Source organism: Streptomyces sp. A01, from assembly GCF_059026195.1.
In genome coordinates this window covers 243,771-256,926 of record NZ_JBWLKN010000007.1, presented here as the reverse complement: position 1 = coordinate 256,926, position 13,156 = coordinate 243,771, and the positions used below count along the sequence as shown (strand labels likewise).

Here is a 13,156-nt window from a genome sequence, read left to right as displayed (position 1 = left end):
CCCCCGCCCAACACACCCCTCAGCGGACGCGAACACACCTCACTCAGCGAGCCGTTCAGGGCCGTCGGGCCTGTCCGACTCGCCTGTATCTGTTGTACGGCACAGCACTGACAACGGGGTCTCGTGGATCACCCTCGATCGCCCTCGGACCAGACACGCACTCACGTGGGAGCAGCGAGAACGCATCATCGGCCTGCTTGACGAAGCCTCCGCCGACCCGGGCGTACGAGCCGTCGTCATCACCGCGACCGGTACCGCGTTCTGCGCGGGAGCCGACCTGCGCGGCCTGGCACCGACACGTAGGTCCGACTTCCTTGGAGACGGGAGGGACGAGAGTGATGGGAGTGATGGGAATGACGGCTGCGGCGAGAGCGAGAGGAGACATGACACGCATGACGGACGTCGTGGCGGTGACCGGGTAACTGGCGACGTGGCCCGCACCATCCGTCGCGGCGCGCAACGGCTGATCGCCGCCGTCCTGGACTGCGAAAAACCGGTGCTCGCCGCCGTCAACGGAACAGCTGCGGGCCTTGGTGCCCATCTCGCGCTCGCCTGTGACCTGGTACTCGCCGCCGAGTCAGCCACCTTCATCGAGGTGTTCGCACGCCGCGCCCTCGTCCCCGACGGCGGAGGCGCCTATCTGCTGCCGAGGTTGGTCGGACCGCACCGCGCGAAGGAGCTGATGTTCTTTGGCGACGCGTTGGCCTCGGCTGACGCCGAACGGATGGGCCTCGTCAATCGCGTCGTACCGGACGCAGAGCTGGAGGCGACGGCACGGGAGTGGGCCGAGCGGCTGGCCACGGGTCCCACTCGCACCCTCGCGCTGACGAAACAGCTGGTCAATGCCTCGCTCGACGCCGACCGGGCGAGCTCTTTCGCCGCTGAAGCCGCCGCCCAGGAGATCAACATGACAACGGTCGACGCGCACGAGGGGCTGGCGAGCTTCGTCGAGCGCCGACCCGCGTCGTACGAGGGAAAGTAGTCGTACACAGCGAAGCAGCGGGACTGCGGACAGCCGATCCCAAGGCCACCGAACCGGCACACAGACGCCGAGACCGACTACAGAGAGCCCGACCGGCCACAGAGAGCTGAAGTCGGCCGCGGACGGCGGTTGCCGCCTTCGTGTTCTAGCTGTACGCACGGCGTGCCGCGTACAGCTAGCAACCTGACGGGCCATCAGATTCAATGGACGCATGATGGGACACGCCGGGATGGCCGCCACGGCCGTGCGTTACCTGCGGCTGGTAGGCGCGCCAGCAGTGATCAAGGCGAGCGCCGCTGGTTCGGGCGTGGGCGTCGAGCCGGGCAGCCCAGCAGCGGGCGCCGCGCCACCGCACAGGTTGCGCGCCGTCGGCGACGACGAGCGAGCGCCGCTGGACCCAGTCGAGTTTCGCCGCGTCCTCGGCCACTTCGCGAGTGGTGTCGCCGTGATCACCGCCCCGAGCGTCCCTGATGAGCCTCGGCAGGGACCTTCCGCGGGCGGCGGTAGCGGCCACGCGCCTCCGGCTGGTTTCGCCTGTCAGTCCTTCGCCTCGCTCTCACTCGATCCACCACTCGTCGCCTTCCTGGTCGCCCGTACGTCCACGACCTGGCCACGTATCGCCCTGGCTGGGGTTTTCTGCGTGAACGTGCTCGGTGCCGGTCAGGCCGGGCTGTGCCGGAACTTCGCGATGAGTGGCGCCCAGCGACCGGACAAGTTCGCGGGCGTCGGCTACGGGCCCGCGCCCGTGACGGGCTCACCGCGACTGGACGGCGTACCGGCGTGGATCGACTGCACGATCCATGTCGCCCACACAGGCGGCGACCATCTGATCGTCGTCGGCCGTGTGGAGGCCCTGGGGACGGACGAGGCGTGTGTTGCGGCGGGGCCGTTGTTGTTCTACCGGGGTGAGTTCAGCACACTGAGTTAACGCCACCGACGCGACCGGTGTGACCGGCGTGTCCCCCGCGACCGGCGTCCCCGATGCCACCCGCCGCCCTCGACGCCCTGGAGTCCCGAGGGGCGCGACCCGCTCGACGCGCCCAGCGCGGGCGCTCACGCCGGTAGGGGGCGCGAGCCCGTCTTCCCGATGGTGGCGGATGATGAGCGACATCAGCGCGGCTGTCGCGCACAGTGCGCCCGAGGCGGGGCGTTCCACACAGCGCGCGAAGCTAGAACGTCAGTACGCTTCGCGCAACGCGCCCCCGGAGTGTGTCGTCCGCCGCGCGTGCGAAGTCCTCGATGGGGTAAACAGCCGTCACCAACTCATCAAGCAGCAGGCGGCCTTCTCGGTAGAGCTCCGCATAGCGGACGATGTCGCGCTGCGGGGCCGAAGAGCCATAACGGCAGCCGAGTATCGACTTGTCGAGATACATGGTGGACACGCGGAACGACGCCTCGGCGGTCGTCGGCGGTACGCCGAGGAGAATCGCCTGACCATGTCGGTCCAGCAGGTCGACGGCCTGCCGGATCAGTCCCGTGTCACCAACACATTCAAAGGCGTGGTCAGCTCCGGTCGGCAGGATGTCGCGCACGGCAGCCACGACGTCCGGCACAGCGGACGCGTCAATGAAGTGGGTGGCTCCGAATTGGCGAGCCATCCCTTCCTTCTCCGGGTTCACATCCACCGCGACGACGCATGACGCACCCGCCACACGCGCCCCTTGCAATACGTTGAGCCCCACCCCGCCCGTACCGATCACGACCACCGACTCGCCATGGTCGACCTTGGCGCGGTTCAGGACCGCGCCGACGCCGGTGAGCACGCCACAACCAATGAGCGCTGCCGATGGCATCGCTACAGCGTCCGGAATCACCACCGCCTGAACAGCCTTGACGAGGGTCTGTTCAGCGAAGGCGGAGGTGGACGCGAAATTGAAGAGCCGTTCACCACGGCGTACGAACGGTCGCTCAGGTCTCCCAATGGCCCGCCGACACATGGCTGGACGACCACGTGCGCAGTCCGCGCAAGTGCCGCAGTTGGCGAGGGCCGAAAGCGCGACACGATCGCCGGGGGCGACGTGAGCGACGCCGGGTCCCGCCGCGGCGACCACACCCGCGCCCTCGTGTCCGAGGACGACGGGAACGGGGAACGGAATCGTTCCGTCCAGGACTGAGAGATCGCTGTGACACAGCCCTGCGGCGGCCACGGACACGACGACTTCACCGGGACCTGGGTCACGGACCTCAAGGTCATCCACGACCTCCGGACGCTTCCCATCAAAGATGACGCCTCTCATCAGTCGCTCCTCTCTCCTCAGTCACTCGCGCACCGACCTGTCCGCAGCCCGCCCAGCCCAGCGCCCAAAACACCCAGCCCGCCCCGTCCCATCCCAGCTCAACGCAGCTCAACTCAGGTGATCGGCCGACTCGCCAACACAAAACCCGCTGACGAGTGCGCTTCTCCGCGGTGCCCCGTTACCCCACGTCAGGAAGGCCAGACCACCGACTGGAGCTCGCTGTAGGCGTGTAGCCCAAACCTTCCGCCGTCGCGTCCAACGCCGCTCTGCTTAAAGCCGCCGAAGGGGGTTTCCGAGTGCCGCTGCGCGGTGTTGATGCCGACGTTCCCGCTCCGCAGGCGCGCGGCGAGCTCCCAGGCGTGGCCGACGTCCGCGCTGAAGATGTAGTCGTAGAGGCCGTACGGAGTGCCGTTGGCCATCCGTACGGCCTCGTCCTCGTCAGAGAAGGGAAGCGCGACGACGACCGGCCCGAACAGTTCCTCCTGCGCGATGGCCGATTCGGGCCCTACGTCGGTCACGAGAGCGGGAGCGACATAGAAGCCGGTCTTCCGGTCAGGGCGCCGACCACCCACCACGAGCCGGGCGCCCTGGTCACGGGCCTCGGCGAGATACGCCTCGACCCGGTCGCGTTGGGCTGCGGAGATCAACGGGCCGACGATCGTGGAGTTATCCACAGGGTCACCGATTGTCAGTAACTCTGCGTATCGTGAGAGGCCGGTGATGACCTTCTCGTACAGCGATCGATGTACGAGCACTCGGGTCGGAGCCGTGCAGATCTGACCACTGTGGAATGACCAGGTCGAGCCGACCGCTTTGATCGCCGACGGCAGCACTGCCTCGTCGGCGTCCCCCAGGATGATGGCCGCGCCCTTGCCGCCCAGCTCCATCAGGGTGCGCTTCATCGTCCTTCCCGCGGACTCGGCGATCTTCCGTCCCACAGCGGTCGATCCGGTGAAACTGACCATGTCGATGCCGGGGTGGGCGACCAGTGCCTCGCCCGTGGCCGCATCAGATCCGGTGACGACATTGAAGACACCGTCGGGCAGCCCGGCCTGCTGCAGAATCGGGCCGAGTTCCAGGCAGGCAAGGGGGTCCTGCGGGGCCGGTTTGGCGACGACCGTGTTGCCCATGGCGAGGGCTGGGGCGACTTTGCCTGCGAGGTTGGCGAGGGGAAAGTTGAAGGAGGTGATACATGCGACGACACCGACCGGGCGGCGGTGCGCGGCAGCGCTGATCAGGCCCCCGGGGGCCAGGGGCGTTGCCCGCACAGGCTGCGGGGCGAGGGAGATGGTGTGGGGCTCAACGGCGCCGCGCGCATAGCGCCGGAACCGGTCGGCGGCGGTGGGCACCTGCATCTGCGACGCCACGCGCAGCGTCGCACCTGTCTCGGCCTGGACGAGGCGCACAAGGTCCGGCCCGCGCTCAGCCAGGGCGCCGGCGATCCGGTCGAGGATGGCGGCACGGTCGCGGGGGTCAGTTCGCGACCAGTCCTCCAACGCGGCACGGGCGGCACGCGTGGCAGCGTCCACGTCATCTTCGCTGCCTTCGGGGGCCTGCCCGACAGGCTCCTCAGTCGCGGGGTTGATCACCAGGTAGTGGCCCAGGGCGGGGGCTCGCCAGGAACCATCGACCCAGTGCCCGTAGGTCGGCGGACCACCATGCCCGCCGCCGTCTCCGCTCGGTCGGCCTCCCTGCCCGGGGGCCGGTGCGTTGACCTGGGCGCCATCCGGGTCGACGGCGGCAGGAAGGCCCTCCTTGCCGCCATGCGGGAGAGCAACCGGGATGTACACATCCTGGCTGTCGGCAGATTCCCGGTCGACGGGCCTCTGGCCGCCGGAAGGCTTTCGGTCGCCAGAAGCCTCCCGGTCACCAGAGGCCATCCGGCCGCCGGACCTCTGCTGGTGCTCCGGGAACTGCCGAGCCTCGGACCGCTGCCGGTCATCGGTGGGCTGCCGGTCGTCCGTCATCGGGGTTCCCTCGGGAGGTGGAGGACGCGTTCGGCGATGATGGAGCGCTGAATTTCGTCAGAGCCGCCATAGATGGTGTCAGCACGCGAGAAAAGAAAAAGGCGCTGCTGGGCATCGAGTTCGTACGGCTGGTCACCGGTCCAGTCGTACGGCCCGAAACCGGCAGTCGCCCCGCGTACCCGCATGGCCAGTTCGCCTAGCCGCTGGTGCCAACCGCCCCACAGCAGCTTGGCGACACTCGGTGCGGCATGCTCGTTCGCACCAAGGGTGCGCAGGGCGTTCCAGCGCATGGTCTGAAGTTCGGCCCAGTGGCGTATCAGCTGGTCGCGCACGACTGGATCATGGGCGGCGCCACTAAGGAGGGCTTGCCGTACTACTCGGTTCAACTCCGCGGCGAAGCCGACTTGTTGGACGAGCGTGGAAATACCGCGTTCGAGGGCGAGCAGGCCCATGGCGACCTCCCACCCATTGCCCTCTCCGCCCACCACGTGTTCGTTCTGGGCCACCGCACCGTCGAAATACACCTCGTTGAAATCCGCCGCCCCTGACATCTGGCGGATCGGCCGGACATCGATCCGCCCCGGCTGGTCCATGGGCACAAGCAGAAAGGAAAGACCGCGATGACGCCGTGACTCTGGTTGCGTGCGCGCCAGCACGAAACACCATTCGGCCTCTGCGGCGAGCGACGTCCAGACCTTCTGCCCGGTGATACGGAACGTCTGGTCACGCGGGTCCTTGGTGGCCGTGGTGCGCACACCGGCGAGGTCGGAACCCGCGTCGGGCTCGCTGTAACCCTGGCACCACAGTTCCTCGCCACGACCGATGGCAGGCAGGAAACGTCTGCGCTGGCAATCGCTGCCGTAGCGCAGCAGTGTGGGAGCCAGCAGGTTCTCACCGATGTGACCGACCCGTGCGGGGGCGCCAGCCCGTGCGTACTCCTCTCCCCAGATCACCTGCTGGACCAGCGTCGCGGCATCCCGGTTCCCATACGAGCCGTGGCTGCGGTCCCAGCCCAGGCCGATCCATCCGCCTCGACCCAGTTCCCGTTCCCAGGCGCGACGTACGGCCCAGCGCTCAGCGGCCGGGATCACCCCGCCACCCCTCCTGGCTCCGTCGGGACCCGTTTCCGAGGCCCCCGAGGCACCCGCATGTTCCGCGAAATCGCCCGTCAGGTGCTCGTCGAGCCAGACGCGCGCCTCAGCCCGGAATGTGGCGTCCGCTGGCCCAAAGCTGAAGTCCATGGCTCCTCCTCACCTAGGTCCGCTCCCGGTCACGACTCACCGTGTGTTCCCAGTCCCCACGCACACCCAGCCGCAAGGTCGCCCTTCTCGCCACCGAGTCGGCTCCCGCACCGAGCCAAGCGCCGCCCGGTGGACGGCCACTTGGGCAACCGCTCCGCCCCCTGCCCAAAACACTCTCCGGACGTTGGTGGGGCGCCCGCCCCCACTACCTACCTATTGGGGCGCTGGTCACTGGTGGCGGCTGCGGCCATCGCGTCGAGCCGCGCCAGCATCGGCATCGGATCGACGCCGACCGTGCCAGGGAGGAAATCGGCGATCTTTTGCGGCGTCCAGGCCCCGTCGGTGTACGCGGCACGGAGTTCGCGCGGCTGGGCCCACACCGCGATCTTCGGCCCGGCGACCGTGTACACCTGGCCGGTGATCTTCTCTTCCCGCGCCCGCTCGCTCAGCAGGTAGACGACAAGCGCGGCTACGTCCTCCGGCTCGCCGATCTCTGTCAGTTCCATCGGCACCTGGGCGGACATGCGCGTCCGGGCGACGGGGGCGACGCAGTTGGCAGTCACCCCATATTTGTGCAGACCCAGGGCAGCGCTGCGTACCAACGAGATGACTCCACCTTTCGCTGAGGCGTAATTAGCCTGCGCGACGCTGCCTTGGTGGTTGCCGCTCGTGAACCCGATGAGGGTCCCCGCGCCCTGTCGCCGCATGACCGCTGAAGCTGCCCGGAAGACGGTGAACGTCCCCTTCAGATGGGTGGCGATCACCGGGTCCCACTCCTGTTCGGACATGTTGAAGAGCATCCGTTCGCGCAGGATTCCGGCGACGCACACGGCACCGTCGATCCGCCCGAAACACTCCAGGGCCGTGTCCACGATCCGCTGGCCACCCACCATGGTCGACACGTCGTCGGCGACGGCGACCGCCTCGCCGCCCGCCGTCTCGATCTCCTTGACCACGGCCTCGGCCACCTCGCTCGCCGGGCCCGTCCCCGCGGTGACCAGTCCGTCCAAGGGCACCCCGTAGTCGTTGACAACGACCCGCGCCCCCTCGGCCGCACAGGCGACGGCCACCGCGCGCCCGATGCCTCGCCCCGCGCCGGTGACGGCGATGACCTTGCCTGCCAAGAAGTTCCCCACGCCGAGCCCCTTCCCGCCGTTTCTGACGGCCCGTTAGATTCTAGGAGCAGACACGAGCTCCAGCACAAGCCCCATCACCAAAGAAGAAACCGGCGAGACAACCAAAGGCCGCCCGGACGCTCAGCGCCGGACGCTCCGCACCACACACAGCGGCCCGCCACATCCAGGCGGCAGCGCGGCCTGGTATTCGGGCGGCGGCGTGAGCGAATCAGCACCGGCACGAGAGTGTCTGGTCGCGGCCGGAGTCCGAAGGCGCGCGACAACCTCGGGACAGCCGCCCATTCGCTTGTACGTCATGGGGTGACCGCCGGGCCGCGGTCACTCCCCCGGGCCCGACATGAAGAGGCGCCATGACACTGCCGCCCGAGTTCCACGAGATCGCCCAGCGCGTGAACAACTGGGGGCGCTGGGGCGCAGCTGATGAGCTGGGCACCCTCAATTTGGTCACTGACGGGGTGGTGCGCTCGGCGGCGTCGGCCATCAGGACGGGTCGGCGTGTTCCACTCGCGTTGCCGCTTCAACAGGACGGCGTGCAGACCGGCTTGATCCCCGGCCGGGTGAACCCGCTGCACACCATGACGGCGATCAACATGGAGATGTTCGGCCCAGGTGCCGTGGCCACCAGCGACGACGTGGCGACGATGGGCCTTCAGGCGGGCACTCACTGGGACGGGCTGGCCCATGTCTCGCACTCCGGAAGGATCTACAACGGCCGTCCTGCCCACTCGGTCACCGCCCACAACCGCGCGAGCTTCAGTGGCATCGGCACGGTGCGGCACCTCATCTCACGCGGAGTGCTTCTCGACATCCCGCGCGTCCGCGCGATACGCGATGGAGGGCCGGGCGTTACGGGCCCCGGTGCGCCGCCCTCCGGGCTCACGCCCCCGCCCAGCACCGGGCTGCCGACCGCGTCCGGGCGGCTGGCTGGTACGTACGCTGTCACGCCCGAAGATCTGGACGCCGCCGAGGAGACAGGCCGCGTCACCGTCCGCCCCGGCGACGTCGTGCTGGTGCGGACCGGACAGATGCGGCACTTTCTGGCAGGCGACCGGCAGGCATACGCGTTTCCCTCGCCGGGGCTGTCCATCCGTACACCTGAGTGGTTTCACGCCCGCGATGTCGCCGCCGTCGCCAACGACACACTCACCTTTGAGATCTTCCCGCCGGAGATCGACGGCCTCTGGCTGGGTGTGCACGCGCTCGACCTTGTTGAGATGGGCATGATGCAAGGCCAGAACTGGAACCTGGAGGAGCTGTCCGATGTGTGCGCGGCCGAGGGCCGGTACGAGTTTCTGCTGACCGCGACCCCGGAGCCGTTCACCGGAGGGACGGGCGCCCCTGTGGCCCCCGTAGCGATCTTCTGATGATCCCGGCTTGACGTCTCGGGCTTGACGTCCCCGGCTTGGGCCCTCAGCGGGCGCGCCTGGACTGGCGACCCCGACCAGGACCAAGAGCCCTTCCCCCGGCGGTTTCGCGACCCGCCCCGGCACCTCCGTGGCCCGGCCTGGCTCGCCCGGTCCCCGGCCCACGCCTGGTGCGCCCAGTGCGGCCTATGGGATCTAGTGCCGCGTTACAGCGAGGACGATGCCGGATGTGGGTAGGTGGCGGTGCACCTGTGCGCGCCCCGAGCACGGCACAGCGCACCGCCACCTCGCTCCGGCGCTACCGCCCTGCCGACGCGCCGAACCGCGACCCGCGCTCGCCGAGGAAGTCATCCGATCGAACCAGGCTGAATCACAGGTCCGAGGAGCCCTCGACGTCCCCTCACAGCGAATCGCTGAACCTAAGCGTGATCAAACGAGTACGCCACGTCAACACCTGATCGCGACTTCGCGAATTAAGCCGGATTTGTCGCAGTTTGGCGTGAGCCGAACGCGCCAGCATATGTCCCATCCCGGCCCCTGGCATGCGTCACGCTGGATGGCGCCGCCTGAGGTACGGGTGCAGCGGCCCGCTCCGCGACCGGCGCAGGACCTTGGCGATCCACCTCGCACCAGATGCTCTTGCCGGCACCCTCCGGCCGCCAGCCCCAGCGGTCGGCGAGTCCATCCACCAGTTCCAGGCCACGCCCGTTGGTGTCATCGCCCTCGGCGCGCCGAGGCCTCGGGGCCCGGGGGCTGGCGTCAGTGACCTCCACGCGGACCGTCGCCACGGTGATCCTGACTCCCGCGCCAGCGCCGGCTCCAACCCTGGCGCCGCCCGCGGACTCAGCTCCGGGTTCCGAGTCCGAAAGGCCGCCGCCACCATAGGCGGCACCCGCCGACGCCCCCATGTCCGCGGTTTCGCCGACCGCACCACCGCGCTGTTCCGGGAAGAGCATGCGGAGGACCGCGGGACACCCCGTGTGCACCACGGCGTTGGTCACCAGCTCCGAGATCAACAGGACAAGCGTCTCGGCCAGCGGCTCGTCCACGCCTATTCCTGAACCGGCGAGCCGGGAACGCGCCCATCGGCGAGCCCGCCCGACCTCAGCCGGGTCAGGCCGGACCTCCATCTGCATTTGAAGCACCTGCACCGCTCACACCATCCGAACCGGCGGACACATCGCCTCGCGCCTCTCAAGGGTCACGGAACGTGATTCCTCTACGAGACAGCATGGTTGACGTACAGTCACCTCACCAAGCGCTTCGGGCATATTCAAGCGCCAAGGAGTACGCGTAGTGCATACTGTGCGACGCGCGCCGTGAGGAGTCGAACAACGGGGCGCCATAAGTGGCCTGCACCCCTCGTGAGCCGCGCACTCTCGCATGCCCGAAGCCGCCGCCATGGCGCGGCCGGGGTCGTTGCGCTTCAGCACTGCTCGCATCCAACGGAGCGTACCGGAGGGTGAGGCCGACTCCCCCCTGTAACAAGTCACGCTGAGGACACAACCCGATATCGACGCTGAGTGACTACGCATAGCTAACTTTGCGCCCATCCTGCGCCAGTCTGGCCAAGTGCGGTGGTATCCCCTCTTCGTTCGTCACCTTTACCCTCCTGTCCCATATCGGCCAATAACTCCCGCCTCGGCTTTTCAGCCCCTGAAGGCTGCGAAACCGGGCCACCGCTCACCTCCAGGAGTTCTGCCGCCAGGGCCTCCTCGGCCGCCGTCGCCGTCCGCCATTGCTCCGCCCTGAGCCATCCCCGCTTCAGGTGCAGATGTACGTCCGAATCCCAGGTGAAGCCCATTCCGCCATGGATCTGCAGACAGTCGCGGGCGTTGCCGACCGCGGCCTCGTCGGCGAGCAGTTTCGCTACGTCGATGTCGTGCGCCCCGCCCAGGACGGCGGCGGCGTACACCGCGCTTCGGGCCATTTCCTCCCGTACGAGCATCCGCGCGCAGAGTCGCTTCACGGACTGGAAGGCACCGATCGGCCGACCGAACTGGACACGGCTCCTGGCGTGCTCGACCGCCATCTCGACTGTGCGGCTCGCGCTTCCCAACTGCTGCGCCGCGGTCAACAGCGCGCCCTCCCGACGCAACGCAGCTGCCGAACGCGCCCCCACCGCTGCCGGTCCGCGGCCCGGCCCGGGCACTACCGCCCGCGCTTCCCGTTCCGGCGGTTCCCGGGGGCCGTCCCGAACCGCCAGGTTCTCTTGTTCGGGGGCACGCGGCGGACGCGCGCCCGGGGGCCCCGCCGTGCTGACACAGGCGGGTGGTGTCAGAGGCCTTCCGTAAGGTGTTCTCACAGCGTGCAGTGGCGTCGCAGGGTCCACCGACCGCAGGGGCAGCACGGCCGTCGCGGCGCGCAGAGCCGCCGGGGAGAGCACACCGACGCCGCCACCGTCGTTGTCGCCTTCCCCGTCGAGGACGAGGAGGGCGTCCGCCGCGTCCAGGTGCTCGACAAGTGGACTGGAAGGCTGCGCGCCACCGTCCACGTCGGTCTCCGGGGCCGTGGCTGCGTATCCCCTTGTCGTGGCCCAGTCCAGCACTGTCACCACCGTCGTGCCGTCGGCCGCGCCCGCCACCGTGCCCGCCGCCAGGTGTGTGGCGACCAGCGGTCCTGGTAGGAGCGCGCGCCCCGCCTCTTCGAAGAGGAGCACGGCCTCGGGGAGGCCAAGCCCGACACCTCCCCGGTCCTCGGCGAGGCACAGCGCGAAGAAACCGGTCTCGCCCAGCGCCCGCCACAGCCTTCGGTCCAAGGCCGCTCGCCGGGCCGACGGGCCACCACCGGCATCACCAGCCTCCGCCGCCTCCCCCGCTGCCGCACCCGCTTCTGTCTCCATGGCGCCGGCCACGTCCCTGCGGACGAGGCCCCCATAGACCGGGTCCTGGTCGACGGCGTCCCGCAGGCGTTCGCGTGGGTCGTGGGTGGCGAGCAGTTCCCGCATGCTCGCGCGTAGCGCGCGCTGCTCTTCCGTGAGGTGGAGGTCCACGGTCGGATCACCGGTCTTTCGGCAGGCCGAGTACGCGCTCGGCGACGATGTTCTGCTGGATCTCCGTCGTCCCCGCGGCGATCGTGTAGGCGAGCGACGACAAGCGGTCCGTGACCCAGGGGTGTGCGGCGTCCAGCGCGGCGGGGCCGAGTACCTGCGCGGCGGCCTCGTAGAGTTCCTGCCGTGCGTGCGAGTACCGCAGCTTGAATACGGACGCGCCCGCGCCAGGCACCCCGCCGCCTCCGGCGCGCCGCGCATGCTGTGCGGCGCTCACGTTGCGCTGGATGAGACGCCACAGCGCGGTGAAGTCGGCGGCGAGCCGTCCGAGGCGGCGCCGCAGTACGGGGTCGTCCCACCGCCCGTTGGCCCGTGCAGTGCCGGCCAGCTCCCGCAGCAGGCGACGGCAGGCGACGACTTCCCCGGCGAAGGCCGTGCCGCGCTCGAAGGAGAGCGTCACCATGCTGACCCGCCAACCGTCGTTCTCGTCTCCCACGCGGTGGGAGACCGGCACCCGTACCTCATCGAGCGCGAGTTCCGCGAACTCGGTGGACCCGGCGAGCGTGCGGACGGGCCTGACGGTGATGCCTGGCGCTGTCATCGGCAGGCCCAGCCAGCTGAGTCCGCGGTGTTTGGGCACGGTCTCGCTCACCGGCTCGGTTCGGACCAGCAGTTCACACCAGTCGGCGACCTGCGCGTGCGAGGTCCAGATCTTGCTGCCGGTGACGACGTACGTATCGCCGTCGCGGACCGCGCGGGTACGCAGGGACGCCAGGTCGGAGCCTGCTTCGGGCTCTGAGAAGCCCTGGCACCAGACCTCGTCGCCACGCAGGATGGGTGACAGCCAGCGGGTCCGCTGCCAGGCCGTCCCCTCAGCGGCGATGGTCGGCCCTGCGTGCAGCAGCCCGACGAAGGTCGCCCCCACGTAGGGAGCGCCCGCCCGCGCGGTCTCCTCCAGGTAGATCAGATGCTGGGTGGGGGTTGAGGTGGGAGCGGTAGTGGGTAGAAGACTGGGGGCAGAGGTGGCAGGGGGGGCGGCGACTGCCGGCCAGTGCAGCCCCGCGTAGCCCGCGTCGTACAACTGGCGCTGCCAGGCACAGTCGTAGGCCCGTCGCGCAGGCCAGTCGGCGGGGTCGGGCCTGGCGGGGAGCTTCGGCAGCACGTCGGCCAGCCAGCTCCGCAGGCGTCGCCGGAAGGCTTCCTCCTCTTCCGTGTACGCCAGTTCCATCAGAGGTCGGCG

At 69.1% G+C, this 13,156-nt stretch carries 10 protein-coding genes; 3 read left to right on the top strand and 7 right to left on the bottom strand.

Annotated features, from left to right (window positions below; translation table 11 throughout):
* The first annotated feature begins 70 nt into the window (after positions 1-70).
* Together AC5P1B_RS12225 and AC5P1B_RS12220 are read left to right on the top strand one after the other, a co-directional pair.
* A complete protein-coding gene (locus tag AC5P1B_RS12225; RefSeq protein ID WP_493887015.1) occupies positions 71-982 on the top strand; it encodes an enoyl-CoA hydratase/isomerase family protein in 912 nt (303 codons plus the stop codon).
* Positions 983-1,193: 211 nt separating this feature from the next.
* Positions 1,194-1,910 carry a flavin reductase family protein gene (locus AC5P1B_RS12220; RefSeq protein ID WP_493886909.1) on the top strand — a complete coding sequence of 239 codons (717 nt, stop codon included), beginning with the start codon at positions 1,194-1,196 and terminating at the stop codon, positions 1,908-1,910.
* Positions 1,911-2,151: 241 nt separating this feature from the next.
* Here the strand turns inward: AC5P1B_RS12220 and AC5P1B_RS12215 are convergent, their stop codons facing one another.
* From AC5P1B_RS12215 to AC5P1B_RS12200, 4 genes are all read right to left on the bottom strand, one after another.
* Complete coding sequence (locus tag AC5P1B_RS12215) at positions 2,152-3,219, bottom strand: alcohol dehydrogenase catalytic domain-containing protein (protein WP_493886907.1); 1,068 nt, start codon at positions 3,217-3,219, stop codon at positions 2,152-2,154.
* A 188-nt stretch (positions 3,220-3,407) separates the two neighbouring features.
* The gene (locus tag AC5P1B_RS12210; RefSeq protein WP_493886906.1) at positions 3,408-5,186 is read right to left on the bottom strand and encodes an aldehyde dehydrogenase family protein; all 1,779 of its coding nucleotides are present in this window, start codon (positions 5,184-5,186) and stop codon (positions 3,408-3,410) included.
* On the bottom strand, positions 5,183-6,427 hold the full coding sequence (locus AC5P1B_RS12205) for an acyl-CoA dehydrogenase family protein (RefSeq protein WP_493886904.1): 1,245 nt from the start codon (positions 6,425-6,427) through the stop codon (positions 5,183-5,185). Before AC5P1B_RS12205 ends, AC5P1B_RS12210 begins: the two co-directional genes overlap by 4 nt.
* Before the next feature lie 209 nt (positions 6,428-6,636).
* Positions 6,637-7,563 carry an SDR family oxidoreductase gene (locus AC5P1B_RS12200; protein ID WP_493886903.1) on the bottom strand — a complete coding sequence of 309 codons (927 nt, stop codon included), beginning with the start codon at positions 7,561-7,563 and terminating at the stop codon, positions 6,637-6,639.
* Positions 7,564-7,913: 350 nt separating this feature from the next.
* Here AC5P1B_RS12200 and AC5P1B_RS12195 point away from each other — a divergent pair, with 350 nt between their 5' ends.
* Complete coding sequence (locus tag AC5P1B_RS12195) at positions 7,914-8,927, top strand: cyclase family protein (RefSeq protein WP_493886901.1); 1,014 nt, start codon at positions 7,914-7,916, stop codon at positions 8,925-8,927.
* Positions 8,928-9,400: 473 nt separating this feature from the next.
* On the opposite strand, the gene AC5P1B_RS12190 is transcribed toward AC5P1B_RS12195, so the two are convergent.
* From AC5P1B_RS12190 to AC5P1B_RS12180, 3 genes are all read right to left on the bottom strand, one after another.
* Entirely contained in the window at positions 9,401-10,078 is a 678-nt protein-coding gene (locus AC5P1B_RS12190; RefSeq protein WP_493886900.1) for an ATP-binding protein, read from the bottom strand.
* A gap of 386 nt (positions 10,079-10,464) precedes the next feature.
* On the bottom strand, positions 10,465-11,919 hold the full coding sequence (locus tag AC5P1B_RS12185) for an acyl-CoA dehydrogenase family protein (RefSeq protein ID WP_493886899.1): 1,455 nt from the start codon (positions 11,917-11,919) through the stop codon (positions 10,465-10,467).
* Between the two features lie 7 nt (positions 11,920-11,926).
* The gene (locus AC5P1B_RS12180) at positions 11,927-13,144 is read right to left on the bottom strand and encodes an acyl-CoA dehydrogenase family protein (protein ID WP_493886898.1); all 1,218 of its coding nucleotides are present in this window, start codon (positions 13,142-13,144) and stop codon (positions 11,927-11,929) included.
* Between the last annotated feature and the right edge of the window lie 12 nt (positions 13,145-13,156).